The sequence below is a fragment of the Streptomyces sp. NPDC032745 genome (assembly GCF_055579465.1).
The window spans coordinates 26,072-52,506 of the sequence record NZ_JBVING010000026.1 but is presented as its reverse complement, the minus strand read 5'-3'; the positions used below and the strand labels follow the sequence as shown (position 1 = coordinate 52,506).

The window sequence follows — 26,435 nt, the reverse complement described above, 5'->3', positions numbered from 1 at the left end:
CCTGAATTTTCCTGCGCCCGAATTGTCTATGCCAGCAGGTCGTCCACCTGCGCCTCGCCTTCCCGGTAGCGCCGGGTGATCTCCGCGCTGCAGCCGTCCGCCGTGCGCTGCAGCTGCTGCCGGCGCCGCGAGACCTGTTGCTCGTAGCGCACCAACCGGCCCATCGCGTCGTGCAGTTCGCCGTCGGTACGGGCGCCCAGGTCCGACAGCTCCACGTCGGACAGCATCTCCGCGGCCAGCAGCCGGAACTCCTCGCTGTGCGGGGTGCCGAGCGTGACGTGCCGGGCGGAGGCGCTGCGGCTGGAGGGCGCGTCGGCGAGGATCTCCGATAGCCGGTCGACCACCGGCGGCTCCGGGGTCACCGGCGCCTCCGGGTCACTGCGCCGGGCCAGTTCGGCGCGCAGGATGTCGATCCGGCCCTGGAGGAGTCTGCGTACGTAGCTCAGATCGGCCTCGTCGCGCTGCGCATCGCGGCGCAGCGTGCGCAGTTCCGGCAGCCCGAGCGCGGTGGCGAGCGTGGCGGCGGGCGTGGTCGGCGCCTGCTCCTCGCCCGTGCGCTGCGCGGGCGGTCTGACCGCGCCTGCCGGAGTGGCCGCGGGTGATGCAGGTACGGGTGATGCAGGTACGGAGGTACCAGAAGTATTCATGTGAACGTGTCCGTCCCCTCGACCGGTGCATGGGGTCTCCCGGCCCTTGGGACCGGAGGGAAGCACCGCCTGCGTGCATCGTGCCACTCTCCGTGGTGCCGGTGCAGTCCCACGCCACCCGATCGGCCCCTGATGGGTGCACGCCTGATACACAGGTGGTATGCGAGCAGTGGTGCAGAGGGTGGACGGCGCGAGCGTCGTCGTGGCCGGTGAGACCGTGGGCGAGATCGTCGGCGAGGGGCTGTGCGTGCTGGTGGGGGTGACCCACGACGACACCCCGGAGAAGGCGGCGCAGCTGGCGCGCAAGCTGTGGTCCGTACGGATCCTCGAGGCGGAGAAGTCCTGCAGTGACATCGGTGCGCCGCTGCTGGTGATCTCGCAGTTCACGCTCTACGGGGACGCCCGCAAGGGCCGCCGCCCCACGTGGAACGCGGCGGCGCCCGGCGAGGTCGCGGAGCCGCTGGTCGACGAGGTCGTCGCACAGCTGCGCGCGCTGGGGGCGACCGTGGAGACGGGCCGGTTCGGCGCGGACATGCGGGTCTCGCTGACCAACCACGGCCCGTTCACCATCGTCATCGACATCTAGGGCACCGTTACGGCGCCACGACGACCTCCTGCGCGGCGGCCGTCTTCCCGGCCAGCAGCGGGGCGTCGAGCGGCACGTTCCGCTTGACCAGCGCAAGGGCGATCGGGCCCAGCTCGTGGTGGCGGACCGCGGTGGTCACGAAGCCCAGCTGGCGGCCCTCCTCCCCGTCTGCGGCGAGCCGGATCGGGGTGCCGTGCGCCGGGAGGAGCACCTCGGAGCCGTCCAGGTGCAGGAAGACCAGGCGGCGCGGGGGCTTGCCGAGGTTGTGGACGCGGGCCACCGTCTCCTGGCCGCGGTAGCAGCCCTTCTGGAGGTGCACGGCGGTGCCGATCCAGCCCAGCTCGTGCGGGATGGTGCGGTGGTCGGTCTCCAGGCCGAGCCGCGGCCGGTGTGCCTCCACGCGCAGGGCCTCGTATGCGAGGAGCCCGGCGGCGGGGCCGTGCGCGGCGGCGAAGGCCTCCAGCTCGGCGCGGGGCACGAAGACGTCGCGGCCGTGCGCGGTCTCCCGTACGGCGTACTCCTTGGCGACCTCGGCGATGGAGCCGGCCGGCAGGTGCACGACGGCGAAGTCGGCGGTGCGGTCGGCCACTTCGACCCGGTAGAAGAACTTCATCGACTCCAGGTAGGCGATCAGCGCCTCCTGCGTGCCGGGCTCCACGTGCGCCCACACGGTCTCGCCGTCGTCGACGAGGTAGAGGGCGTGCTCGATGTGGCCGTTGGCGGAGAGGATCAGCGCCTCGGTGGCCTGCCCGGGCGGGAGTTCGGTGAGGTGCTGGGTGAGCAGCAGGTGCAGCCAGCTCAGCCGCTCCGGTCCGGTGACGGTGACGACTCCGCGGTGCGAGAGGTCGACGAAACCGCGGCCGTCCGCGAGCGCGCGTTGTTCGCCGTACAGCTCTCCGTAGTGGGCGGCGACGCCCTCGTCGCGGCCTTCGGCCGGTACGGCGCCGGGGAGATGGAGCAAGGGGCTGCTGGTCATGCCACCAAGCCTACGACCCGGCCCGGCCCGCTCCTATGCCGGAGCGTCGAGCTGCTTGGCGGCGCACTTCTTGCAGAGCCCGAAGATCGCGAAGTGCTTCATGTCGGTCTCGAAGCCGAAGGTGGCACGCAGCTTCGCGGTGAACTCGGCGGCGATGTCCACGTCCGCCTCGATCACCTCGGTGCACTCGCGGCAGACCAGGTGGATGTGGTGGTGCCGGTCGGCGAGGTGGTACGTGGGGGCCCCGTGCCCGAGGTGGGCGTGCGAGACGAGCTTCAGCTCCTCCAGGAGCTCCAGCGTGCGGTAGACGGTGGAGATGTTGACTCCGGAGGCGGTCTTGCGCACGTGCGCGAGGATCTCGTCCGGGGTCGCGTGCTCCAGCGTGTCGACCGCTTCCAGCACGAGCTGGCGCTGCGGGGTCAGCCGGTACCCGCGCTGGCGCAGGTCGGTCTTCCAGTCAGCACTGTCGGTGTCTCCGATGGTCCCCACCCGGCCAGTGTAAGCGCGCGAAGGGGACCACGGGCCGGCCCGTGGTCCCCTTCTTGCACAGTCTGTGGAGAACCGCTCGGCGGCTCAGCGGCTCAGCGGAAGAAGGCGATGCCGTCGTCCGGCATGTCCGGGAGGTTGCGCGCCATCTCGGCGACCTCCTCGGGCGTGACGACCTTCTTGAGCTGGGCCGACATGTACGGGCGCAGCTCGACCTCGGGCGTGGCCTTCTCGCCGACCCACATCAGGTCGCTCTTCACGTAGCCGTAGAGCCGCTTGCCGCCGCTGTGCGGCCGGGCGGCTGCGGTACGGGCCACCGCGTCGGTGGCCAGGTCGATCTGGGGCTTCTGGTCGGCGAGCTCGCCGTACCAGATCTCGCAGACGCCCTGGTCGCGGACCATGACGATCTCGACCTTGCGGGTGTCGTCGATGCGCCAGTAGCCGGACTCGGACTCCAGCGGCCGCACCTTGTTGCCCTCGGCGTCGAGGACCCAGCTGTGGGAGGTGTACTCCAGGAAGTCCCGGCCGTCGTGGCTGAAGACGACTTCCTGGCCGAAGTTGCACTTCTCCTCACCGGGGAAGTCGAAGACGCCCGCGCCCTCCCAGGTACCGAGGAGGAAGGCGAGGGGGACGAGGCCCGGGTTCAGGTCGGACGGGATCTGGATCATGGTTGGCTGCTCAGGCGATCTGTGGGGAGGGGTTCCGGGTCCGGGAGGGCGGCCGATCGGGGATCAGCGCTGGCCCTGGTACAGCTTCTTCACTGCGAGGCCGGTGAAGGCGAGCACGCCGACGCAGACCAGAACCAGCAGGGAGGTGAAGAATGCCTCAAGCACGGGGTGCTCCTCGGAGTGATGTGGGCGTGTACGGGGCCGGTCCCCAAGCCTACTGGCCCGGGGACCGGCGCACTCCGTGAGGTAGGCCGCAGCCGCTGCCTGCGGGCGGTCAGCCCAGCAGCTGGCTCTGCAGGATCACCGTCTGGTGGAAGGGAACGGCGGCCACCTCGCCCTTGCGGGTCTGGACGATCACGGCCTGGACGTCACCCGCCTGGAGGCATCCGAGCTTGGTCTGCTCGTCCCCGCCCGCGGGCTTGGGCTCCTGGTACAGGCTGGTACCGCCGCTGCTGAGCGTGTGGCTGACGGCCTGCCCGTCCATGCTGGGCTGCGAGCTCTTGATCTTGTTCCAGGCCAGGTCCATCTCCAGGACCGGGGCGCCGGCCAATTGCGTGTTGGTGTCGCAGCCGCGGAAGGAGTTCACGAAGCCCGAGGAGTGGAAGCGCAGCAGGTAGATGTGCGTGCGCGTGCCGTCGGGGGTGGTCCAGCCGCGGGCGGCGATCTGGCGCAGCCCCTCGTACTCCAGGCCCTCTTTCAGCTTCGCCCGGCTGTCGGGGGCGTACTCCTCGAGGAACGCGTCGACGGACACCAGCTGGTCCTTGTCCGCCTTGAGCCCGGCATCCGGCCCGGCGCCCGCGGGAGCCGGCAGCAGCAGGCCGGTGAGCGGCGCGTAGTGCGTCTCGTCCTTGTTGTCCTTGCCCGCGGGCAGCGGGGCGCCGGCGGGCAGTGCGGGCTTCGCCAGGGCCGGGTAGGCCCAGCGGCCGTCGTCCTCGGTGGACAGGCCGGGGAGGTCGGTGCGTTCGGCCCGGGTGATCCCGTACGCGACCCCTGTGCCGACGGCGGCGAAGACCACGACGGCCGCCGTCCACCGCAGGGCGGCGAACAGCGTGCGGCGGTCCTTGGGGGCGGCCGGTGCCGGTGCCGGTGTCTCTGCCGGTGCCGCTGCCGCTGCTTCTGCCGGTGCCGGCGGCTCGGCGACCGGTACGAGCGTGTCGGCGGTGTTCTGCTCGGTCACACGGACTCCCCGGGGGACTTCAGGTGGTTCAGCTGCTGCTTGAACAGGTCTGCGGCGTCGTTCGCGGAGAGGGGCTTGGGCGCGTACATCCGGAAGCTCACCAGCACATCGCCCTGGAGGGCCTCGCAGTGGATGGTGTCGATCTTGTTCTGGTCCTCCGTCTTCTCCTTGCCGAGGACCGACAGCGCGCACTTGGCGTCGGGGAAGCCCTCGATCTTCGGCGCGCCGCGGTCGCCGCCGGTCAGCTCGAGGAGCTTCTTGCTGAACTCGGCGAGCTTCGCGAGGGCCTGGGGGTCGGCCTGGGTGAGCTGGATCTCCATCACCTGCTGGTCGCGGGACCGGTGGTAGCTGCGTCCGGCCACGCCTTTGAGCTTCAGGCCGGCCAGCGCCTTGTCCCGTTCCGCCCGCTCGTCGCCGGAAAGCCCGGTGCGCGCGTCCTTGACGGCCTGGAGCGCCCGCTCGCCCGACACGTAGAAGTCGTTGCCCTCGGCGTCGAGGTCGGGGCCGAGCTCGAAATCGGCGGTGACCGGCAGCAGCTTGCCCGTCAGCTCGTTCGGCGGCACGGTCGCGACCGGCTCCGGCGTACCGGTGGGCCTGGGCTCGGCGCCCGCCGCGACCCAGTACCGGGTCGGCGCGGTGCGGTCGGCGTCGGCGATCCGCCCTGCGGCCCAGAGGGCGCCGCCGGCGAGGACGGCGATGCCGAGCCCGCCCGCGATCAGCGCCACGGTCCGGCGGCTCCGCGCCCGCGGCGCGGCGGCCTGCGCCGTCTCGGGCGCGGTCGCCCCGGTCGCTGCGGCCGATGCCGAAGCCCCGGTCGCCCCGGTCGCCCCGGTCGCCTCAGTCGCCTCAGTCGCCCCGGTCGCCCCGGTCGCCCCGGTCGCCTCGGTCGCCCCGGTCGCCTCGGCCGCCTCGGCCGCCTCGGCCGCCTCGGCCGTCATGTCCTGGCCGTCCTGGCTGTCCTGCGGGTCGCTCACAGCCGCTCCCACTGTCGCTTGGCGATCTCGACGACGTCCTTCTCGTCGAGGACGCCGCGGTTGTTCATGTAGCTGATCTCCATGACGATGTCGCCGCGCCGGGCGAGGACCCGGGCCGACTTCGTCGGGAGGTAGCCCGGCTTCTCCCGCTGCCCGGAGTCCACCCACAGGTGGCCGAAGTCGGCGGGCACACCGGGCAGGTCCTTGCCCGAGTTGCCGGCGTACCTCTGTTCCGCCAGGTAGCCGTGGGCGTGCTGGTACCAGTCGGCACCGGAGCGGTCCCGGTACTGGAAGAGCCGGACGGTGACGAAGTTCCGGTCGTCCTGCGCCCACTCCAGCTCGGCGATCCGCCGTACGTCGTTCCGGAGCTGGCCGGCGAGGCCGCCGCCCGGCTTCTCGTAGTAGTCGGCCGAGAACTCGTCCGGGGACACCGTCCCCGAGGAGCGGACCTCCACCCCGGCCGGGGCCTCGATCAGCAGCTTCGCCAGATCGTCGTCCGTCTTGTGCCAGCGGTTGGCGTTGAGGGCGCGGGCGCTCGTCGACTCGTTCGGAGCCTGCGGCTTCGGCTGGTCGATCTTCTGCTGCGCCAGCGGCGGCAGCGGGGTGGGCTCGCGGTCGTACTGGATCGCGTAGCCGGTGACCGTGCCCGCGAGCACGCCGAGTACGGCGGCGCCGGCGATCAGGAGGACCGTACGGCTGCGGCCGCGGGGGCGGCGGGCGGCGGTCTCCTCCCCTTCCGGCTGCTCAGGAAGGGTCTGTTCGTGTTCCAAGGAAGTCCCCCCACAGGACGTGAGGCACTGGGTGGGTACCCGTGCGTACCCATGACCCGTCCGCGGGGGGAGCAGTTGTACGAATGCTTATTACGTTTTGATGTCCTGGGGTTTCAATCCTCGTGACGCCGCTTTCCGTCCAGTTCGTCCCACCACTCGTCGGACTTCGGGTCGCCCGAGGGGTCGTCCCACCAGCGGTCGTCCGGCCCGCGCCGGTTCGCGATCATCGCGGCGACCGGCGGGATGACCATGGCGACCACGCACAGGGCCACGGCCGCCTCCACCGAGAACAGCCGCACGAAGGACCAGGCGGAGACGAACAGGAAGATGCATCCGCCCATGAGGAGGAAGTAGACGCGGCGCCGCCGGGCGTACATGCCTCCAGGGTAGAGCCGCAGCGGACGGCGCGAAGGGCCGCACCCCGTTCCAGTGGCGTCCAACCCCCTGGGGTGCGGCCCTCCGGCCGGTTCGGCTACCGCTGCGTGCGCAGCGCGGTCGTCAGACCGCGATCGCCACGTCCGTCACGCCGCCCGCCTCGGCCACGACCACGGCGCGGTCCGCCTGGGCGCCGGGGACCAGCGCGCGCAGGGTCCACGAGCCGGTCGCCGCGTAGAAGCGGAACTGGCCGGTCGCCGAGGTCGGGACCTCGGCCGTGAACTCGCCGGTCGAGTCGAGCAGGCGCACGTACCCGCTGATGGGCTCGCCGTCCTTGGTCACCTGACCCTGGATGGCGGTCTCACCGGGCTTGAGCGTCGCGAGGTCGGGCCCGCCGATCTGTGCTCCACACATGTTCTCTGTCCTGTCCTAGAGAGGTCGTACGGTCTACGGGGCGTCGCGTGCCCGGGATCTACTTGTTGGCGCCGAGCTCGATCGGCACGCCGACCAGGGAGCCGTACTCGGTCCAGGAGCCGTCGTAGTTCTTGACGTTCTCCTGGCCCAGGAGCTCGTGCAGCACGAACCAGGTCAGCGCGGAGCGCTCACCGATGCGGCAGTACGCGATGGTGTCCTTCGACAGGTCGACCTGCTCGGCCTCGTAGAGGGCGGTCAGTTCCTCGTCGGACTTGAAGGTGCCGTCGTCGTTGGCGTTCTTCGACCACGGGATGTTGCGGGCGCTCGGCACGTGGCCGGGGCGCTGCGACTGCTCCTGCGGGAGGTGCGCCGGGGCGAGCAGCTTGCCGGAGAACTCGTCGGGCGAGCGGACGTCGACCAGGTTCTGGGCGCCGATCGCGGCCACGACGTCGTCGCGGAAGGCACGGATCGAGGCGTCCTGCGGCTGGGCCTTGTACTGGGTGGCCGGACGGTTCGGGACCTCGGTGCCGTCGACCAGGTCGCGGGAGTCGAGCTCCCACTTCTTGCGGCCGCCGTCGAGGAGGCGGACGTCCTGGTGGCCGTACAGCTTGAAGTACCAGTAGGCGTAGGACGCGAACCAGTTGTTGTTGCCGCCGTAGAGGACGACGGTGTCGTCGTTGGAGATGCCCTTGGCGGAGAGGAGCTTCTCGAAGCCCTCCTGGTCCACGAAGTCGCGGCGGACCGGGTCCTGGAGGTCCTGCTTCCAGTCGATCCGGACGGCGTTGGTGATGTGGTTCTTGTCGTACGCGGACGTGTCCTCGTCCACCTCGACGATCACGACGTTTGCGTCGTTCAGGTGGGCCTCGACCCAGTCGGCGTCTACGAGGACGTCGCTGCGGCTCATGGTGTTCTCCTCCGGGGCAGTGTGCGGCGGGGCGTGCTGTGCAGGTGCAGGTGCTGTGGAGCGGTCTGCGGGTGCTGCTGGTGCGTGCCGCTGCGGGCGGCGCCCTCGCACACTGCGCGGGGAGGCGTCAGCGGGAAGGAGGGGGCGGCTGCGGTGCGGTCACGCGGGAAGGGACGGTCGTCCGGCTGATGGAGCGGAAGCGCTCACAGGTCACATGGATCGACAGAGCATGGCGGCGACGCGACACAGGTCTACTGCCCGTCGCTTCGTGAGGTCCGCCTGCTGATGCTTCATAGCCATGGATCGTAGGGACGAATCGGCCGCCCTGTCACCGGCGTGTCATATTCCGAGACAGGATCGTCCGGATGTTGGGATGCATACGCCCCCGGGCGGCTGCCGCACCGCCTCCGGGGGCCTTCGGACGGCCCGCTCTTCTACGGATCGGACCGTACCGTCTCACGATCCGGCCAGCACCACGTCCGAGCCGGTCAGCGTGAGGTGGACGCCGGCCTCGTCCGAGGTCAGCGTGGTCAGCTTGAGCCCGGACGGCAGTCCGCCGTCGAGCCTGCGGTCGAAGTCGGTCTTCTTGCGGACCGCGCCCTCGATCCCGGGCAGGCCCTCGCCGGGCACCTCGTCGGCCCGGACCCGGACCACCTTGCCGCCGCCCGGGGCGTCCACCAGCGTGACGGTCGACACCACGCTGGGGGAGAGCCTGCGGCCGAGGACCTCCACGGCCGCCGTGACCTTCACCTTGCCCGGCGCCCCGCCGTAGGTGACCGTCACACCGGTCTGCGAGGCCTCGGTCAGGTCCTGGTAGGTGACGAGGGCCGTGCCCTCGGCCCGCTCGGCGGTGCCCCCGCTGTAGTCCCCGTTCAGCTTCACGCTGCGGAAACTGGCGTCGAGCTGCGAGAGCCGCGTCTTGCGGCCGTCCGAGACGGCCTCGACGCCCTTCAGCTTCACGTCGACGCGGTCGAGGTCGTGGCTGAGCGCCTGGGTCAGGAACGGGAACCCGTGGATGTCCACCTCCGTGCTCCCCGCCAGCCCCTGGCGGGCCTGGATGCGCTCGGCCAGCCGGTTCTCGGCATAGCCGACCGCCCAGCGGTCGGCGCCCGCGAACAGGGCGCCCAGCACCACTCCGATGATCACAACGACACGCAGGAACCGCACGTGCCCCTCCCCCTGTAGATCGGTACGTGCGTTCTAGTGGACCATGATCAGCCGTACGGAGGCCGTCAGCGGCGGTGTGATGCCCGCCGCGGCCGGCCCGCCGTACGGGAGATCCGGTCTCAGCCGACCACCCGTCCGATCAGGTAGACGGCGGGTGCCGCGGCCGCCAGCGGCAGCGCGACACCGGCCGTCATGTGGACGAACTTGGACGGGTAGTCGTACGCGGCCACGCGCAGCCCGATCAGCGCGCACACCCCGGCAGCCAGGCCGACCAGCGCCCCGCCCACCCCGACGGAGGTCAGTCCGCCGACCGCGATGCCGGCTCCGGTGGCCGCGGCCAGCGAGACGCCGACGGAGGCCGGCGTGGGCAGCGGGAGCGCGCGGGTGAACACGGCGACCGCGACGGCCGCGGCGCCGACACTGACGGCGGCGGAGTCGGCGGCCAGGTAGCCGGCGCAGACGATGGCGAGCGCGGCGGAGGCCACGGAGGCCATGAGCCCGTACATCCGCTCGTCGGGGTCGGCGTGGCTGCGCAGCTGGAGGACCAGCGTGAGCAGCACCCAGGCCCCGAGGGTGCCGATGATCGCGCCGGGGCCGTACGGGTCGCCCACGGCGAGCACGGCGCCGTCGGCGACGAGCGCCCCCAGGAAGGCGAGGGCGATGCCCTGCCGGGCGGGCCACATCCCGTTGAGCCGGAACCAGCCGGCCGCGGTGAGCCCCTGGAGGGCGACCAGCGGGGCGAGCAGCGCGAGCTCCCCCACGGCGGCGGCACCGGCCAGCAGCAGCCCGAGGGCGGCGGTCAGTATGGCCGGCTGCGGGCCGGGATCGATGATCGGCGACCGGCCCTCGGCGCGCGCCTGGGCGGGGTCGACGGCGCGCAGCGTGTTGCCGGCCAGGGTGGGCGGGGAATACGCGGGCTCCTCGCCCGGGGCCTCTGAGCCAAGGGCTCCGGCGGCGCCTACCGGGGCGGCGGGCCGTGCCGCCGGGGCGGGGGCGGCCGGGGCGGCCGGCTCCCCGGGGCCGGGGTACGGCGGCAGGAAGGCGGTCTGCTCGGCCGCGTCGCCCGCGGGGGCGGCGGCCTGCGGCGGGAGGTAGGCCGTCTGCTCGGCGGCGGAGCCCTCGCCCCAGGCCGCACCGGAGCCCCCGTTCGCCGCCCAGTCGGCAGCCGGGTCCTGGACCTGGGCGGCCGGGGCCCCGTCGCGGAGGCTGCCCGGCCGCCAGTCGGCCGCGGGGACCTGGGCGGCGGACGCCTCGTCGCGGAACCAGCCCTCGGGCGCCATGGGCTCCGCCTGCGGCTGCGGGTCGGCCGCATCGGGGCCGGGATAGGGCGGCAGGTACGCGGTCTCGGCGGCCGCCGGCGCCTCGGGGCCGGGGTACGGCGGCAGGTAGGCCGTCTGCTCGGCGGCACCGGCAGCCTGGGGCGGGAGGTACGCGGTCTGCTCGGCGGCGGAACCCCCGGCCCACGACGCACCCGGGCCACCGCTCGGCGGCCAGTCGGCCGCGGGGGCCTGGGCCTGAGCCGGGGCCTGGGCGGCGGGCGCCTCTTCCCGGAACCAGCCCTCCGGAGCGACCGGCTGCGGGTCGGCTGCCGCCGGCCCCGGGTAGGGCTGCAGGTACCCCGCCGGCTCGGCCACCAGCCCGGACCCGTCCGGCCACGCCGCACCGGCGCCGCCCTGGGACCAGCCCTCCGGCGCCTGGGCCTGGGGGGCCTGCGCCTCGTCGCGGAACCAGCCCTCGGGCGCCACGGGCTGGCCGGGCAGCGCGCCCAGCGGCGGCTGGACCGGCTGGACCGGCTGCACCTCGTGGACCGGCTGCACCTCGTGGACCGGCTGGTAGCCGGTGTCCCAGGTGTCCGACTGCCAGGTCTGGGTCCCGTACGGGTCCTGCCGGCGCTGCTGCTGGTGCTGTTGTTCCTCGGGAGTGCTCATCGGTTTCCGCTCACCCGCCCGCGAACGGCGGGAGCACCTCGACGGTGCCCCCCTCGGTCAGCGGAACGGCATCGTGCGGGCGCTTGCCCACGGGCTCTTCGTTCACGAGGAAGGAGCAGCGCTGCAGGACCCGGCTCAGCTCCCCGGGGTGGCGTTCCCGCACTGCGTCGAGCGCCTCGGCCAGTGTCTGCGCCGAGTACGGCTCCTCCGCCGTCTTGGCCGCGGCCTTGGCCGCCGCCCAGTAGCGGATGGTTCCGGTTGCCACTGCAGCTCCTATCGTCGGCTCTCTACCGTCGGCCTCCATGATGAACCCTCCGGCGCGCTGATCCTGTGCGCCTTCGCGCGCCCCGTGTGCGCCCGGGCGGCCTGCCGTACGTCCATCGATCCGGTGAAACCGGGGCATAAGCTGGGCATAAGGGTGGCAGGAACCACAGAAGAGGCGGAGGCCGAAGCCTCGGCCACGCACCCGCGGGTGGGCTATTCTGCTGGCGAGAGGATCCGGGCAACGTTGCCCCCGGGTCCTTTTGTGCTTTCAGCACGTTGAACGGACCGAGAACAGTGGTGCCGTCCGGACCTCAGGGCGCGGGGACCGGCAAGGCGCCACACGCACCACGTACGAAGCAGTACCGCGAAAGTCCTCGACGGGACCGAGGAGGAACCGACGTGATGGACCAGCGAACCGTGCAGAACCGCCCGACCTGGGCAGGTGGTCGGGCATGAGCTCTCTCCTGCTGCTGACCAATGCCCTGCAGCCGTCCACCGAGGTGCTGCCCGCCCTCGGCCTGCTGCTGCACAACGTCCGAGTGGCCCCCGCCGAGGGCCCCGCGCTCGTGGACACCCCCGGCGCGGACGTCATCCTCGTCGACGGCCGCCGCGATCTGCCGCAGGTGCGCTCACTGTGCCAGCTGCTCCGCTCCACCGGCCCCGGCTGTCCGCTGATCCTCGTCGTGACGGAGGGCGGCCTCGCCGCCGTCACCGCCGACTGGGGCATCGACGACGTCCTCCTCGACACCGCGGGCCCGGCCGAGGTCGAGGCGCGGCTGCGCCTCGCCACCGGCCGCCAGCAGCTGGGCTCCGACGACTCCCCGATGGAGATCCGCAACGGCGACCTGTCGGTCGACGAGGCGACGTACTCGGCGAAGCTGAAGGGGCGGGTCCTCGACCTCACCTTCAAGGAGTTCGAGCTCCTCAAGTACCTCGCGCAGCACCCGGGCCGGGTCTTCACCCGGGCCCAGCTGCTCCAGGAGGTCTGGGGGTACGACTACTTCGGCGGCACCCGGACGGTGGACGTCCACGTACGGCGGCTGCGCGCGAAGCTCGGCCCCGAGCACGAGTCGCTGATCGGTACGGTCCGCAACGTCGGCTACCGCTTCGTCACGCCGGAGAAGGTGGAGCGGGCGGCAGCGGAGGCGGCGGCCAAGGCCGCGGCGCAGGCCTCGGCCCAGGCGTCGGCCCAGGCGTCGGCCGGCGTCCCCCGTATGGAGGAACCTCCTGTGATCGTCCAGTCGGCAGGACGGCCTGCCCAGAGGTAGGTCACCCCGCGTAGACTCCCGAGCGTGGCCAAGGTGACGCGGGATGACGTTGCACGACTTGCGGGTACGTCTACCGCCGTCGTGAGCTACGTCATCAACAACGGACCCCGGCCGGTCGCCCCGGCCACGCGCGAGCGTGTACTCGCCGCGATCAAGGAGCTGGGCTACCGCCCGGACCGGGTCGCCCAGGCGATGGCGTCACGCCGCACCGACCTCATAGGCATGATCGTCCCGGATGCGCGCCAGCCGTTCTTCGCGGAGATGGCGCACGCGGTCGAGCAGGCCGCCGCCGAGCGCGGAAAGATGGTCCTGGTCGGGAACTCCGACTACCGGGACGAGCGCGAGGTGCACTACCTGCGGGCCTTCCTCGGGATGCGGGTCTCCGGGCTGATCCTGGTCAGCCAGGGCATGAGCGAGCGGGCGGCCTCGGAGATCGAGGCGTGGGACGCGCGTGTGGTGCTGCTGCACGAGCGGCCGGAGGCGATCGACGACGTCGCCGTCGTCACCGACGACATCGGCGGCGCCCAGCTCGCCACCCGCCACCTGCTCGAACACGGGCACGAGTACGTCGCCTGCATCGGCGGGGTGGAGAACACCCCGTCGGTCGGCGACCCGGTCGCCGACCACGTGGAGGGCTGGCGCCGGGCGATGCAGGAGTCGGGCCGCTCGACGGAAGGCCGCCTCTTCGAGGCCCCGTACAACCGGTACGACGCGTACCGCGTCGCGCTGGAGGTCCTCGCCGGCCCGGACCGGCCCCCGGCCATCTTCTGCGCGACGGACGACCAGGCCATCGGCGTGCTGCGGGCTGCGCGGGAGCTGCGCATCGACGTGCCGGGGGAGCTGGCGGTGGCCGGCTTCGACGACGTCAAGGAGGCGGCCCTGACGGACCCGCCGCTGACGACGATCGCCTCGGACCGCCCGGCGATGGCGCGGGCCGCGGTGGACCTCGTCCTGGACGACGGCCTCCGGGTGGCCGGCTCCCGCCGGGAACGCCTGAAGCAGTTCCCGTCGGCCCTGGTGGTCCGCCGCTCCTGCGGCTGCCACTAGCCTTTCACGCGGCCCTCGCACGGCTCGGCGCCGAGGCGCCTCGCCGGCTTCGGCCCGCTGCGACGGACTCCGTCCGTCGGGCACCGGCCGGGGGCCGTCACCCGCGGCGCCAAGCCCGCCTGTGGGGCCGCTGCCCGGGGCCTTCTCCCCGCCCCGGCCTTCCCACGTTCCCCGGAGCACGCCCCGGACCCGTAGCGTCTGCTGCGCCATGGCCGGGGGCCGGACCCCGGACCCGCGCCTCGAACGCCGGCGGGGCCAAGAGGGCCGGTTCATGTCGGGCTTACGCAGTTCTGTCGTGGATCTCAGGGGGGACTCAGGAAGCTCTCATCATCCGGGGACAGAGTCGTAGTCATGACCGAGAGCTTCCGCCGCGACGGCGAGTACCCGCAGGAGAACGGCCCGGCCCAGAGCGCGCCCCTCGGCGGGGCCTACCCGCCGCCGCCCGCCTACCCGCCCCCGGCGGCACCCGGCTGGCACGAGGCGCACCAGCCCCCGGCAGTCCCCGCACCCACCGCGCCCCCGGAGGGGCCCGCGCACGCGGCCCGGGCCAAGCGGCCCGTCGCGCTGCTCGCCGCCGTGGCGCTGGCCGCCGCCGTCGTCGGGGGTGGCACCGCCGCCGCAGTGCAGCAGCTGCTCGGCAGCCAGGGCGGCAGCGGCGGCGGCGTCACCGGCACCAACGTCTCGCAGTCCAGCAGCGGCACCGTCTCCGGAGTCGCCGAGCAGGTCAGCCCCTCCGTCGTGCGGATCGACACTCGCACCGGCTCCGGCCAGGGCACCGGCTCCGGCATCGTGGTCACCGCCGACGGCGAGATCGTCACCAACAACCACGTGATCGACGGCGCCACCGAGATCCAGGTGACGATGAGCGACGGCAAGAAGTACGCGGCCAAGACCGTCGGCACCGACCCCGACAAGGACCTCGCCCTCATCAAGCTCCAGGGTGCGAGCAGCCTCAAGCCGGCCAGGCTCGGCGACTCCGACGGCCTCAAGGTCGGCGACCAGGTCGTCGCCATCGGCTCCCCCGACCGCCTCACCGGCACGGTCACCAGCGGCATCGTCTCGGCCCTGAACCGCGAGGTCAACGTGCCCAAGTCCGAGCAGCAGGCCCCCCAGCGGCAGCGGAGCAACGGCGGCTGGCCGTTCTCGTACGACGGTCAGCAGTTCAACGGGAACACCGGATCGAACACCACCTCGTACAAGGCCATCCAGACGGACGCCTCCCTCAACCCGGGCAACTCCGGCGGCGCCCTCGTCAACATGAACGGCGAGATCGTGGGCATGCCCTCCGCGATCTACTCCCCCTCGAGCGACAGCTCCACCGCCGGCAGCGTCGGCCTCGGCTTCGCCATCCCGGTGAACACGATCAAGGCCGACCTGGCTTCCCTCCGCAAGGGCGGTACCGGTACCGGCAACAGCGGCAGCAACAACGGCGGCGGCAGCAGCGCCGCCGACGGCTTCGGGACCTCGTACTAGGCGTCCCGTGCGAGCCTGGTACGACCGACCACGACCCCTGGGGGACCGCAGATGAATCCGGCCGAAGGCGACCCGCACCGCATCCTCGTCGTCGACGACGAGCCCGCCGTGCGGGAGGCGCTGCGCCGCAGCCTCGCCTTCGAGGGGTACGCCGTGCAGACCGCCGTCGACGGGCTGGACGCCCTCGACAAGGCTGCCTCGTACGACCCCGGCCTGATCGTCCTCGACATCCAGATGCCCCGTATGGACGGCCTGACGGCGGCCCGCCGGCTGCGTGCCTCCGGCAGCACCACCCCGATCCTGATGCTCACCGCCCGCGACACCGTCGGCGACCGCGTCACCGGCCTCGATGCGGGCGCCGACGACTACCTCGTCAAGCCCTTCGAGCTCGACGAGCTCTTCGCCCGCGTCCGCGCCCTGCTGCGCCGCAGCGCGTACGCCGCCCCGCGGCCCGGCGGCGCGGAAGCCGAGGAGACGGACACCCTGGCCTTCGGCGACCTGCGCATGGACCTCGCCACCCGCGAGGTCACCCGGTCCGGGCGCCCGGTGGAGCTGACCCGCACCGAGTTCACGCTGCTCGAGATGTTCCTGGCGCACCCGCGCCAGGTGCTCACCCGCGAGCAGATCCTCAAGACCGTCTGGGGCTTCGACTTCGAGCCCAGTTCCAACTCCCTGGACGTGTACGTCATGTACCTGCGCCGCAAGACCGAGGCCGGCGGCGAGCCCCGCCTGGTCCACACCGTGCGCGGGGTGGGCTACGTCCTGCGCACCGCCGGGGCGGGCGACTCCGGAGGGCCCGAGTGAGCCCGGTCGCCCGGTTCCGTGCGCTGCCCCTGCGCTCGCGGCTCGCGCTGCTGGTCACGGTCGCGGTGGCGGTCGCCGTCGCGGCCGTCGCCGTCGTCAGCTGGTTCATGGTCCGTACGCAGCTGAAGGGCCAGCTGGACAGCTCGCTGCGCTCCACCAACGCCAGCGCGCAGGCCAACCAGACGCTGCCCCAGCTCGGCTGCCGGGAGCAGGTGCCCGGCGCCATCGTGAACAACCTGAGCGCGCAGGTACAGATCGTCCTGCCCACGGGCGGGCGCTGCTGGGTGGACGGCAAGAACACCCTCCCGGTGACGGGGTACGACCTCGAGGTCGCCCGGGGCGAGCGCGGGCCGGTGCTGTACGACGGCCACACCACGGACGGCACGCCCGTACGGGTCTACACCCAGCCGGTGAACGTCACCGGCCCGGTGGGCGGCAGTGTCGCCATCTCGGTCGCCAAGCCGCTCGCCGACATCGAGAAGCCGCTGTCCACCCTGGCCTGGGTGCTCCTCTTCGTCTGCGGGGTCGGTGTCGTCGGCGCGGGCGCGGCCGGCCTGTGGGTGGCCCGTACGGGGCTGCGGCCGGTCGACGAACTCACGGGCGCCGTCGAGCACATCGCCCGGACCGAGGACCTCACCGTGCAGATCCCGCACGACGGCGACGACGAGATCGCCCGCCTGTCGCGGTCCTTCAACTCCATGACGGCGGCGCTCGCCTCCTCCCAGGAGCGGCAGGCCCAGCTGATCGCGGACGCCGGCCACGAGCTGCGCACACCGCTGACCTCGCTGCGGACCAACATCGAGCTGCTGGCGCGCAGCGAGGAGACCGGCCGGGCCATCCCGCCCGAGGACCGCAAGGAGCTGCTGGCCTCGGTCAAGGCGCAGATGACGGAGCTGGCCGCACTGATCGGGGACCTCCAGGAGCTGTCCCGCCCGGACGCGGCCCCGCCCGCCAGGCTGGAGGTGGTGGCGCTGCAGGAGATCGTGCAGAGCGCGTTGTCCCGGGCCCGGCTGCGCGGCCCGGAGCTGGACTTCGCCTCCGATCTGGAGCCCTGGTACGTGCGGGGCGAGGCGGCGGCGCTGGAGCGGGCGGTGGTCAACGTCCTGGACAACGCGGTGAAGTTCAGCCCGCCGGGCGGCGCGGTGGAGGTCTCGCTGCGGGCCGGCGAGCTGACCGTGCGCGACCACGGTCCCGGTGTCCCGGCCGAGGACCTCCCGTACGTCTTCGAGCGGTTCTGGCGGTCCCCTTCGGCCCGGGCCCTGCCGGGCAGCGGGCTCGGGCTGTCGATCGTGGCCCGTACGGCGCAGCGCGCGGGCGGTACCGCCGAGCTGCGCGCCCCGGCGGACGGCGGCCCGGGCACGGAGGCCCTCCTGCGCATCCCGGGCGCCCCGGCCCCGCCGCCGGCCGGCCGGCCGGACCCGGCCGCCTAGCCGGGGCGGGCCGTCAGTTGTGCCGGATCAGTGAGGCGACCAGGCCGGAGCGGGTGTTCGGGAAGTCCATCGGGACGATCCCCAGCCCGGTCCGGCCGGCCAGCTCCCCGCCGTCGACGAAGGCGTGCACCTGCGGGTTCAGCCGGTCGGAGTTCCAGCGCGGCGGCATGTAGGCCGAGGTGCTGGTGTAGTTCACGAAGAGCTTGCCGGGCTGCTGGACGGCCCGGCGGAACTGGTTCTCGATCTTGCCGCGCTTGGCGAAGGGCTCGGCGTTCCAGTCGTCCTGGATGTCGAAGACGTTGCCGTCGCCGTAGCGCAGGCCGGGCAGGCCGCCGTTGTCGGCGAGCAGGACCACCTTGCCCCGGGCCTGGCCGAGGGCGGGAAGGGTGTCGGCGATCCGGAACAGCGGGCGCCAGCCCCGGTGGTCGAGGTAGTCGTCGAAGACGGCGCGGAAGGTGGCGTCGCTGTCCTCGGAGTACTCCTGCTTGAGCCGCATCAGCACGGTCTCGGAGGGGTGCGCGGCGAGGAAGTTCGCGCAGGCGACGAGCACGTCCCCGAACATCAGGCCCTGGTAGAAGGAGCCGTGGTGGATCGCGAAGGACCCCCCGGTGACTCTGCAGCGGACGTCCAGGAAGCGGATCCCCGAGTCGAGCTGCTCCGCGATCGAGGTGTTCTGGCAGGCGACGAACAGCCCGCCCTGGCGGGCGCCGGAGTCGTGCGTGCCGGGGATGGTCATGCGCTGCAGGGCCGTGGAGTCGCCGAGTCCGGCCATCCAGTCCTGCGTGCCGAGAGTGCCGCGGGTGCCGAGGGTGTGCGCGGAGGCCGGGGCCGCCGCTCCGAGGCCCACGGCCGCGCCCGCGCCCGCCGCCATCGCCCCGACCAGAAATGCCCGACGATCCAGTGCCATGTCCGCCCCTTTGCCGACCCGGTGATGGATTCCCAGCCACGGCTGGGACGTGCCCCCGGATTCTGGCGTGCGGGACCGGCCTTTACTACCCTTCGGTAGCCCTCAGCTTTCGAGCAACTCGGCCATGGCGCGCAGCCCTTGGGCGAGCTCCCGCCCGTTCGGCGCCTGCTCCGGGTCCGTCAGGGTCTGCACCATCACCCCGGTCAGCAGCGCGATGTGCACCGACCCGAGGGCCCGTACGTCCTCCTCGGCGACCGCGTCCTCGGGAACCCCGCGCAGCTGCGCGGCCACCATGCGCCGGGACCGGCGCTGGCCCTCGGCGAGGGCCGCGAGCAGCTCGGGCGAGGACTGCGCGTGGACGAAGGCCTCGACGTTGGCGATCCACAGCCAGCGCATGTCGCCGAAGTCCTGGATCTTGCGGTCCCAGGTGTCGGCGTAGCGCTCCTCGGTGGTGTCGCCCTGGCCGGCCAGCCGGCCGGACCCGGCGGCCCATTCGTCCATGGCTGCGAACAGCGCGAGGTTGAGCAGGGCTTCGCGCGAGCCGAAGTGGTAGCCGATCGCGGCCATGCTCACCTTCGACGCCGAGGCGATGTCGCGCACGGTCGTGCGCGAGTACCCCTTCTCCTCCAGGCAGCGGCGCGCTCCGGCCAGCAGGTCCTCGCGATTTCCCATGCCGGGATCGTAGCCGCGCACCCTCTTGGGGCTGCACACCCTCTTGGGCGAGTGCCCAAGACAAACGTATTGCGCGCTTGCCCAAATCCTGGCAGGCTCGGATACGCCACCGTCACCGCAGGACACACAGGGGAGAGCGGAACCATGCGCCACACGCTGACGATCGACGGCCGCACGTTGTCGTACCGGGACTTCGGCGGCCCGGGCCGCCCGCTGCTCGCCCTGCACGGGGGCCTGTCCGAGGGCCTCGCCTTCGCCGGCCTCGCCGACGCCCTGGACGACGCGTGGCGGGTCATCGCCCCCGACCAGCGCGGCCACGGCGACTCCGACCGGGCCGCCGACTACGGCCGCGCCGGATACGTGTCCGACGCCGTCGCGCTGCTCGACCACCTCGGTCTCGACGCCCCCGTCGCCGTCCTCGGCTACTCCCTCGGCGGGCTCAACGCCGTCCACCTGGCCGCCGCCCACCCCCACCGGATCTCGGCGCTCGTCGACGTGGACGCCACCGTGGAGGTCCACCCCGTCCCCGAGGGAGCGGTCTTCGACTTCCTCCGGGACATGCGGTACACCGCTCCCACCCGCGAGGAGCTCCTCGCCGCGGCCGGGCCGGTGGGCTCGCAGTTCGTCGAACGGGTGCTGCGCCCGCTCCCCGCCGGCGAGGGCTGGCGGCTGCCGTTCCACCCGCAGGACATGCTCGACTCCATCGAAGGCTGCCGCGGCGACCACTGGGACGCCTGGCTCGCGAGTACCTGCCCGGCCGTGCTGATCCACGGCACCGGCAGCCGGTCGCTGAGCCAGGACACCGCCGACGCGATGGTCGCCCGGCGGCCCGGGACCTCGTACACGCCCCTGGAGGGGGACCACTTCGTGCCGTTCACGGACCCGGCGGGCTTCCACGAGGCCGTCGGGAAGTTCCTCGCGACGCTCTGACGGCCATGGCCGCTCCGTCACGGGGGTACGGGGCGAACGCCGAAGGGGCGGCGGGCCGCAGGGCCCACCGCCCCTTCGGGCGTGCTGTACGCAGGTTTCGTACGCAGGTGTTACTTGACGACCGTGATGCGGTCCGCCGCCGGCGGGGCGATCGGAGCGGCCTCCGTCGACTTCGCCAGGTAGGCGTTGAACGCCTCCAGGTCGGGCACGCCGACCAGCTTGTTCTTGTGCTCCTTCAGGACGGTGAAGCCGTCACCGCCGCCCGCGAGGAACTCGTTCATGGCGACCCGGTAGGTCTTGGCGGGGTCGATCGCCGCGCCGTTCAGCTTCACCGAGTCCACGACGATGCGGTCCGCGCCCGTCTTCGTCATGTCCAGGGTGTAGGTGAAGCCCTTCGAGACCTGGAGGATCTTCGGGTTCGGGCCGTTGACCGTGCCGCTGACCTGCTGCTGGAGCGCGGTGATCAGCTGCGCGCCCGTCAGGTCGACGATGTTCATCAGGTTGTTGAACGGCTGGACCGTGTAGGACTCGCCGTACGTCACGACGCCGTCGCCCTCGGCGCCCGCGGCCTTGTAGGCCAGGTCGGCACGGATGCCGCCCGGGTTCATGATGGCCAGCTGTGCGCCGCCCTTGGCCGCCGGGGCCGTGGCCTCCAGCTGCGCGTCGGCGATCAGGTCGCCGAGCGGCTTCTCGGGCGCCTCGGAGCCGCGGCCCGCGATGTCCGCCGAGATGTAGCCCATCGGACGGCTGGCGACCGGGGCGGCCAGCGCGTTCCAGCGGGTGATCAGCTCGGTCATGTCCGGGGCCTTGGGCTGGGTCCGGGTGACGACCTTGTTGACCGGCTTCGGGGCGAGGGCCGCCGTACGGACGATGTCCTTGGTCTGGCGGTCGTACGTCAGCGTGGTGTCCGTGAACAGGCGGCCGTAGGAGGCGGCCGAGGTCACCATGCGCGGGTTGCCCGCCGGGTCCGGGATGTTGCAGGCGTACGCCTGGTGCGTGTGGCCGGTCACCAGCGCGTCGACCTTCGGGTCCACGTTCTTGGCGATGTCCACGATCGCGCCCGAGACGCCGGCGCCGGCGCCCGGGACGTCGCAGTCGTAGTTGTAGGCGCCGCTCGCGGGCAGGCCGCCCTCGTGGATGAGCGCGACGATCGACTTGACGCCCTGCTTGTTCAGCTCGGCGGCGTACTTGTTGATCGTCTCCACCTCGTCGCCGAACTTGAGGCCCTTGACCCCTTCGGCGGTGACGACGTCCGGCGTGCCCTCCAGGGTGACGCCGATGAAGCCGATCTTCACGTCCCCCTTCTGCCAGATGAAGGTGGGGTTCAGCATCGGACGCTTGGTCTTCTCGTCCGTGACGTTCGCCGCGAGGTACTTGTACTCGGCGCCCGTGAACTCCTTGCCGAACTCGAAGCAGCCCTCGACCGGGTGGCAGCCGCCGTACGCCATGCGGCGCAGCTCGGTCTTGCCCTCGTCGAACTCGTGGTTGCCGACGCTGCTGACGTCCAGCTTCAGCTTGTTCAGCGCCTCGACGGTGGGCTCGTCGTGGAAGAGACCGGACAGCATCGGGCTGCCGCCGATCATGTCGCCGGCCGCGGCCGTGACGGAGTACTCGTGGCCCTTGCGGGCCTCGCGCAGGCTGGTCGCCAGGTACTCGACACCACCGGCGGGTATCGCCTTGGTGGTGCCGTCCGCCTGACGCTCGCTCACGGTGCCGGAGGAGCCCTGCGGCGGCTCCAGCGTGCCGTGGAAGTCGTTGAACGACAGCATCTGCACATCGACGGTGCGGCTCTTACCGGCACCGCCACCACTCGCGGCACCGGCCGGCAGTGCGGCCGCGACCATCGCTCCGGCCCCGGCCGTGACGGCGAGAGCGGCGAAGGTCAACCGGCGGGTTCGGCGGTGCCGTTGTGGCGTCGCTGACATTTAGTCCCCTTTTGGACAGCGGTAAAACTCGGGAGGTCGGCGGCAGCCTATGGTCAACGCGCGTAGCACGACAGGGGGTACGGGTGTCGGCCTGGTTACACGTAGGAGACGGCTCACCGTCGGCCCGCTGCACGCACACCACCGCAGGCGCCTTCCGCGGTCGTACGCTCGACGCATGACTGACGACGCAGCAGCGGCCCTGGAGCCGGGACGCCAGATTGAGACCCTCGACGAGCTGACGGAGGAACAGGCCGCGGCCGTGCTCGCCCTCATCGAGGACGCGGCGCACACGGACGGCACGACCGCCGTGTCCGAGCAGGGCCGCCTCCAGCTGCGCGGCGGGCGCCGCGAGGGGATCCGGCACTTCCTGCTCACCGAGCGGGGCCGGCTCGCCGGATACGGACAACTGGAGGACACCGACCCGGTGGAGGCCCCCGCCGCCGAGCTCGTCGTCCACCCCGCGCTGCGCGGGCGCGGGCACGGGCGGGCACTGGGCTCGGCCCTGCTGGCCGCCTCCGGCAAGCGGATCCGGGTGTGGGCGCACGGCGGCAAGTCAGCCGCCCGCCACCTCGCGCAGGTCCTCGGCCTGACCCTGTTCCGCGAGCTGCGCCAGCTGCGCCGCCCGCTCGGCCCGGAGGGGCCCCCGCTGCCCGAGGTGGTGCTGCCGGCCGGGGTGACCGTACGCACCTTCGTGCCCGGCCAGGACGACGCGGCCTGGCTCGCGGTCAACTCGGCCGCCTTCGCCCACCACCCCGAACAGGGCGCACTGACCCAGCGGGACCTGAACGACCGCATCGCGCAGCCCTGGTTCGACCCCAAGGGCTTCTTCCTCGCCGAGCGGGACGGGGAGCTCGTCGGCTTCCACTGGACGAAGGTCCACGCCGAGGAGCGGCTCGGGGAGGTCTACGTGCTCGGCGTCCGCCCCGGCGCCCAGGGCGGCGGCCTCGGCAAGGCCCTCACCGCGATCGGCCTGCACCACCTCGCCGGGGCGGGCCTGCCCACCGCGATGCTGTACGTGGACGCCGACAATCCGGCGGCCCTCGCCGTCTACGAGGGCCTCGGCTTCAGCACCCACGAGGTCGACCTGATGTACCGCACCGAGAGCTGATCCGCAGCCCCGGGGGAAGCCCGTACGGGTGCGCCGGGAGCGCGCGGAGCCCGTACGGGTGTATACCGGGCGCGGAAAAGACGTACTCGTGCACCACCCGGAGCCTGGAAGCCATACGCCATTCACCGGACCTTAAGACGCGCTTGCGATTCTCCCGGCATGCAGCCCCGACTCCGACTGACGGCGACCACTTCCGACGCGCCTGTCCTGCCGCGTGCGCGGAACAATGGAGTCATGAGCCACCAGCCCAGCGCAGGCCCCACCGAGGTCCCCGCCCAGCACCCGTCTCACACGTCCCCCGCCGCCTCCCCCGGCCCGGCGGCCAAGCCCGCGCGGATCGGCTCCATAGCCGCGCACCGCCCGCATTCCGGCCTCGAGCCCGGGCTCGCACCCGATCTCGACGCCGACCTGGACGCCTACGACGACAAAGAGGGCGGCGAGCTCCCCCCGGGGCGCTTCCTGGACCGCGAGCGCAGCTGGCTGGCCTTCAACGAGCGGGTGCTGGAGCTGGCCGAGGACCCGGCGACCCCGCTGCTGGAGCGCGCCAACTTCCTGGCGATCTTCGCGAGCAACCTCGACGAGTTCTTCATGGTCCGCGTCGCCGGCCTCAAGCGCCGCATCGCGACCGGCGTCGCCACCCGTTCGGCCTCCGGGCTGCAGCCCCGCGAGGTGCTCGACCTGATCTGGACGCGCTCGCGCGAGCTCATGGCCCGGCACGCCGCCTGCTTCCAGCAGGACATCTCCCCACAGCTCGCCGAAGAGGGCATCCACCTCATCCGCTGGCCGGACCTCACCGAGAAGGAGCAGGCCCGCCTCTTCACGCTGTTCCGGAACCAGATCTTCCCGGTGCTCACCCCGCTGGCCGTGGACCCCGCGCACCCGTTCCCGTACATCTCCGGGCTCTCCCTGAACCTGGCCGTCGTCGTACGCAACCCGGTCAGCGGCCACCGCCACTTCGCCCGCGTCAAGGTCCCGCCGCTGCTCTCCCGCTTCCTGGAGGCCTCCCCGCAGCGCTACGTCCCCCTCGAGGACGTCATCGCCGCGCACCTGGAAGAGCTCTTCCCCGGCATGGAGGTGCTCGCGCACCACATGTTCCGGGTGACCCGCAACGAGGACCTCGAGGTCGAGGAGGACGACGCCGAGAACCTGCTCCAGGCCCTGGAGAAGGAGCTCATGCGGCGCCGCTTCGGCCCGCCGGTGCGCCTGGAGGTCGAGGAGTCCATCGACCCCGGCATCCTGGACCTCCTCGTGCAGGAGCTGAACGTCTCCGCCGCCGAGGTCTACCCGCTGCCCGGCCCGCTGGACCTGACCGGCCTCTTCGGCATCGCCTCGCTGGACCGGCCCGAGCTGAAGTACCCCAAGTTCGTCGCCGGCACCCACCGCGACCTCGCCGAGGTCGAGTCCGCGTCCGCGCCCGACATCTTCGCCGCGCTGCGCGAGCGGGACGTGCTGCTGCACCACCCGTACGACTCCTTCTCCACCTCGGTGCAGGCCTTCCTGGAGCAGGCCGCCGCCGACCCGGACGTCCTCGCGATCAAGCAGACGCTGTACCGGACCTCCGGCGACTCCCCGATCGTGGACGCCCTGATCGACGCCGCCGATTCCGGCAAGCAGGTCCTCGTACTCGTCGAGATCAAGGCCCGCTTCGACGAGCAGGCCAACATCAAGTGGGCCCGCAAGCTGGAGGAGTCCGGCTGCCACGTCGTCTACGGCCTGGTGGGCCTGAAGACGCACTGCAAGCTGTCGCTCGTCGTCCGCCAGGAGGGCGACACGCTGCGCCGCTACTCCCACGTCGGCACCGGCAACTACCACCCCAAGACCGCCCGCCTGTACGAGGACCTCGGCCTGCTCACCGCCGACCCGCAGGTCGGCGCGGACCTCTCCGACCTCTTCAACCGGCTGTCCGGGTACTCGCGCCGCGAGACCTACCGCCGGCTGATCGTCGCGCCGCGCTCGCTGCGCGACGGGCTGATCGCGCGGATCGACAAGGAAGCCGCCCACCACCGGGCCGGCCGCCCCGCGTACGTGCGCCTCAAGATGAACTCGATCGTCGACGAGGCCCTGATCGACTCCCTCTACCGGGCCTCCCAGGCGGGAGTGCCCGTCGACATCTGGGTCCGCGGCATCTGCGCCGTGCGTCCCGGGGTCCCCGGGCTCTCGGAGAACATCCGGGTCCGCTCGATTCTCGGCCGCTTCCTGGAACACTCCCGGGTCTTCGCCTTCGGCAACGGCGGCGAGCCCGAGGTGTGGATCGGCAGCGCCGACATGATGCACCGCAACCTCGACCGCCGCATCGAGGCACTGGTCAGGGTCGCCGACCCGGCCCACCGCGCGGCACTGGACCGGATGCTGGAGACCGGGATGTCCGACGCCACCTCCTCCTGGCACCTGGGCCCGGACGGCGAATGGACCCGGCACAGCACGGACCACGAAGGCCAGCCGCTGCGGCACGTTCAGGAGATGCTCATAGACGCCCGGAGGCGCCGGCGTGGCTCTGCCAAACCATGACCTGACAGCGCGTGGAGGGGACTCCGCGGGTGACGTGCTCGGCACGTACCTGCGGTCCCAGGCCACCGCCTTCCTGCGCGGGCTCCGCCTCCACGAGGAGAGCGGGGCCGACGCCGCGGAGGGCAGCGATGCGGCGCGCAGCCTGCGGGGGGCTGCGCGCCGCATCAGCGGGTCCCTGACCACCTTCCGGGTGGTGACCGAGTCCTCCTGGGCCGACGGGCTGCGCACCGAGCTGGTGTGGCTGTCCTCGACCCTGGCGGACGAACATGCGTACGCCGCCCGGCTGACCCGGCTGCTGGACGCCCTGCACCGGCTGTCGGGCTCGCCGGAGGTGCCCGCGCCCCGCGGCGCCTCGGGTGCGCTGACGGTGGGCTCGGCGCGGGCCGCGGCCCTGCTCGAGCGGCAGCTGACGCTGGCCCGGACCCGCGCCCACTCGGCGACCCTGCAGGCGCTGGGCTCGTCCCGGTTCCACGCGGTCGCGGACGCCGTGGCCGTCCTGGCCTCCGAGGTGCCTCTGGACCCGGTAGCGGCCCGGGGCCGGGTCGACGCGGTCCTGGTCCCGCTGGCGGAGGTGGCCCACACCCGGCTGGCGGCGGCCGTCTCGGCGCTGCCGCACGCCGCCGAGGCCCACCCGTACAACCCCGACCACGACGGCTCCTGGCACGAGGTGCGCCGGCTGCTGCGGGTCCACCGCTACGCCCGGGAGGCCCTGGGCGAGGACGTGGTCCGGCTGGCGGCCGCCGGCGACGCCCTGGACCGCCACCGCGACGCCGCCGAGGCCGCGGCCGCCTCGGCGACGGCGGCCCGCACCCCGCGGATCGCCCCGGCGACGGCGTACGCGCTGGGGGTGCTGCACGCAGACCAGCGGCACGAGGTGGAGGCGGCCCGGTTCACGTTCCAGGACCTGTGGCAGCCGGCGGCGGCCCCCGCCCTCTGACCGAAAGGAATCAGCCACTCACGGGCCGGTCACATAACGGTAACGGCGGGACAACGGCGGATGACACCCCGGAGCAAACCCGGCCATCCA

27 protein-coding genes are annotated in these 26,435 nt (G+C 72.4%); 10 read left to right on the top strand and 17 right to left on the bottom strand.

The genetic code is table 11. The annotated features are described in order from the left end of the window. Positions 1-26: 26 nt before the first annotated feature. Entirely contained in the window at positions 27-647 is a 621-nt protein-coding gene (locus ACZ5WG_RS39395) for an RsiG family protein (RefSeq protein WP_468729467.1), read from the bottom strand. 160 nt (positions 648-807) lie between these two features. Here ACZ5WG_RS39395 and dtd point away from each other — a divergent pair, with 160 nt between their 5' ends. Then, positions 808-1,233, top strand: coding sequence for a D-aminoacyl-tRNA deacylase (gene dtd, locus ACZ5WG_RS39390; protein ID WP_053787895.1), 426 nt, complete (start codon positions 808-810; stop codon positions 1,231-1,233). Between the two features lie 7 nt (positions 1,234-1,240). On the opposite strand, the gene ygfZ is transcribed toward dtd, so the two are convergent. From ygfZ to ACZ5WG_RS39325, 13 genes are all read right to left on the bottom strand, one after another. Then, positions 1,241-2,209, bottom strand: a complete 969-nt coding sequence (gene ygfZ, locus ACZ5WG_RS39385; RefSeq protein WP_468729466.1) for a CAF17-like 4Fe-4S cluster assembly/insertion protein YgfZ — start codon at positions 2,207-2,209, stop codon at positions 1,241-1,243. A gap of 33 nt (positions 2,210-2,242) precedes the next feature. Further along, positions 2,243-2,698 carry a Fur family transcriptional regulator gene (locus ACZ5WG_RS39380; RefSeq protein WP_468729465.1) on the bottom strand — a complete coding sequence of 152 codons (456 nt, stop codon included), beginning with the start codon at positions 2,696-2,698 and terminating at the stop codon, positions 2,243-2,245. Between the two features lie 92 nt (positions 2,699-2,790). Then, on the bottom strand, positions 2,791-3,363 hold the full coding sequence (locus ACZ5WG_RS39375; protein ID WP_468729464.1) for a heme-binding beta-barrel domain-containing protein: 573 nt from the start codon (positions 3,361-3,363) through the stop codon (positions 2,791-2,793). A 274-nt stretch (positions 3,364-3,637) separates the two neighbouring features. Next, entirely contained in the window at positions 3,638-4,540 is a 903-nt protein-coding gene (locus ACZ5WG_RS39370) for a hypothetical protein (protein ID WP_468729463.1), read from the bottom strand. Beyond that, positions 4,537-5,514, bottom strand: a complete 978-nt coding sequence (locus ACZ5WG_RS39365; protein WP_468729462.1) for a hypothetical protein — start codon at positions 5,512-5,514, stop codon at positions 4,537-4,539. Before ACZ5WG_RS39365 ends, ACZ5WG_RS39370 begins: the two co-directional genes overlap by 4 nt. Next, a complete protein-coding gene (locus ACZ5WG_RS39360; RefSeq protein ID WP_468729461.1) occupies positions 5,511-6,284 on the bottom strand; it encodes a hypothetical protein in 774 nt (257 codons plus the stop codon). The genes ACZ5WG_RS39365 and ACZ5WG_RS39360 overlap by 4 nt, the downstream gene beginning before the upstream one ends. Positions 6,285-6,397: 113 nt before the next feature. Then, a complete protein-coding gene (locus tag ACZ5WG_RS39355; RefSeq protein ID WP_030300849.1) occupies positions 6,398-6,661 on the bottom strand; it encodes a DUF3099 domain-containing protein in 264 nt (87 codons plus the stop codon). Positions 6,662-6,782: 121 nt separating this feature from the next. Next, the gene (locus ACZ5WG_RS39350) at positions 6,783-7,073 is read right to left on the bottom strand and encodes a DUF1416 domain-containing protein (RefSeq protein WP_007265476.1); all 291 of its coding nucleotides are present in this window, start codon (positions 7,071-7,073) and stop codon (positions 6,783-6,785) included. Between the two features lie 58 nt (positions 7,074-7,131). Next, positions 7,132-7,977, bottom strand: a complete 846-nt coding sequence (locus tag ACZ5WG_RS39345) for a sulfurtransferase (RefSeq protein ID WP_030300854.1) — start codon at positions 7,975-7,977, stop codon at positions 7,132-7,134. A gap of 210 nt (positions 7,978-8,187) precedes the next feature. Next, the gene (locus tag ACZ5WG_RS39340; RefSeq protein WP_350206375.1) at positions 8,188-8,271 is read right to left on the bottom strand and encodes a putative leader peptide; all 84 of its coding nucleotides are present in this window, start codon (positions 8,269-8,271) and stop codon (positions 8,188-8,190) included. 162 nt (positions 8,272-8,433) lie between these two features. Next, positions 8,434-9,144, bottom strand: coding sequence for an LmeA family phospholipid-binding protein (locus tag ACZ5WG_RS39335; RefSeq protein WP_468729460.1), 711 nt, complete (start codon positions 9,142-9,144; stop codon positions 8,434-8,436). A gap of 119 nt (positions 9,145-9,263) precedes the next feature. Continuing rightward, complete coding sequence (locus tag ACZ5WG_RS39330) at positions 9,264-10,478, bottom strand: hypothetical protein (RefSeq protein ID WP_468729481.1); 1,215 nt, start codon at positions 10,476-10,478, stop codon at positions 9,264-9,266. Between the two features lie 604 nt (positions 10,479-11,082). Continuing rightward, positions 11,083-11,337, bottom strand: a complete 255-nt coding sequence (locus ACZ5WG_RS39325) for a MoaD/ThiS family protein (RefSeq protein WP_468729459.1) — start codon at positions 11,335-11,337, stop codon at positions 11,083-11,085. Between the two features lie 451 nt (positions 11,338-11,788). On the opposite strand from ACZ5WG_RS39325, the gene ACZ5WG_RS39320 reads away from it, so the two are divergent. The 5 genes from ACZ5WG_RS39320 (at position 11,789) to ACZ5WG_RS39300 (ending at position 17,358) form a co-directional block, all read left to right on the top strand. Continuing rightward, positions 11,789-12,604 (top strand): response regulator transcription factor, encoded by an 816-nt coding sequence (locus tag ACZ5WG_RS39320; RefSeq protein ID WP_266628014.1) that lies wholly within the window; start codon positions 11,789-11,791, stop codon positions 12,602-12,604. Between the two features lie 24 nt (positions 12,605-12,628). Further along, positions 12,629-13,651: a LacI family DNA-binding transcriptional regulator gene (locus ACZ5WG_RS39315; RefSeq protein ID WP_468729458.1), complete on the top strand. Its 1,023-nt coding sequence runs from the start codon at positions 12,629-12,631 to the stop codon at positions 13,649-13,651. Positions 13,652-14,002: 351 nt separating this feature from the next. Next, positions 14,003-15,124 (top strand): S1C family serine protease, encoded by a 1,122-nt coding sequence (locus ACZ5WG_RS39310; protein WP_468729457.1) that lies wholly within the window; start codon positions 14,003-14,005, stop codon positions 15,122-15,124. Between the two features lie 51 nt (positions 15,125-15,175). After that, positions 15,176-15,928, top strand: a complete 753-nt coding sequence (locus ACZ5WG_RS39305) for a response regulator transcription factor (RefSeq protein WP_468729456.1) — start codon at positions 15,176-15,178, stop codon at positions 15,926-15,928. Next, a complete protein-coding gene (locus ACZ5WG_RS39300) occupies positions 15,925-17,358 on the top strand; it encodes a sensor histidine kinase (RefSeq protein ID WP_468729455.1) in 1,434 nt (477 codons plus the stop codon). The genes ACZ5WG_RS39305 and ACZ5WG_RS39300 overlap by 4 nt, the downstream gene beginning before the upstream one ends. 13 nt (positions 17,359-17,371) lie before the next feature. On the opposite strand, the gene ACZ5WG_RS39295 is transcribed toward ACZ5WG_RS39300, so the two are convergent. Then, a complete protein-coding gene (locus tag ACZ5WG_RS39295) occupies positions 17,372-18,265 on the bottom strand; it encodes a phosphatidylinositol-specific phospholipase C (RefSeq protein ID WP_468729454.1) in 894 nt (297 codons plus the stop codon). Between the two features lie 102 nt (positions 18,266-18,367). Next, on the bottom strand, positions 18,368-18,937 hold the full coding sequence (locus tag ACZ5WG_RS39290; RefSeq protein ID WP_468729453.1) for a TetR/AcrR family transcriptional regulator: 570 nt from the start codon (positions 18,935-18,937) through the stop codon (positions 18,368-18,370). A gap of 144 nt (positions 18,938-19,081) precedes the next feature. On the opposite strand from ACZ5WG_RS39290, the gene ACZ5WG_RS39285 reads away from it, so the two are divergent. Then, positions 19,082-19,867 carry an alpha/beta fold hydrolase gene (locus tag ACZ5WG_RS39285; protein WP_468729452.1) on the top strand — a complete coding sequence of 262 codons (786 nt, stop codon included), beginning with the start codon at positions 19,082-19,084 and terminating at the stop codon, positions 19,865-19,867. Between the two features lie 110 nt (positions 19,868-19,977). Here the strand turns inward: ACZ5WG_RS39285 and ACZ5WG_RS39280 are convergent, their stop codons facing one another. After that, positions 19,978-21,792: a bifunctional metallophosphatase/5'-nucleotidase gene (locus ACZ5WG_RS39280; RefSeq protein WP_468729451.1), complete on the bottom strand. Its 1,815-nt coding sequence runs from the start codon at positions 21,790-21,792 to the stop codon at positions 19,978-19,980. 175 nt (positions 21,793-21,967) lie between these two features. Between ACZ5WG_RS39280 and mshD the strand changes: the two genes are divergently transcribed. The 3 genes from mshD (at position 21,968) to ACZ5WG_RS39265 (ending at position 26,345) form a co-directional block, all read left to right on the top strand. Further along, positions 21,968-22,900, top strand: coding sequence for a mycothiol synthase (gene mshD / locus ACZ5WG_RS39275; protein WP_468729450.1), 933 nt, complete (start codon positions 21,968-21,970; stop codon positions 22,898-22,900). Positions 22,901-23,134: 234 nt separating this feature from the next. After that, entirely contained in the window at positions 23,135-25,408 is a 2,274-nt protein-coding gene (locus tag ACZ5WG_RS39270) for an RNA degradosome polyphosphate kinase (RefSeq protein ID WP_468729449.1), read from the top strand. After that, positions 25,389-26,345, top strand: a complete 957-nt coding sequence (locus tag ACZ5WG_RS39265) for a CHAD domain-containing protein (protein WP_468729448.1) — start codon at positions 25,389-25,391, stop codon at positions 26,343-26,345. The genes ACZ5WG_RS39270 and ACZ5WG_RS39265 overlap by 20 nt, the downstream gene beginning before the upstream one ends. The last annotated feature ends 90 nt before the right edge of the window (positions 26,346-26,435 follow it).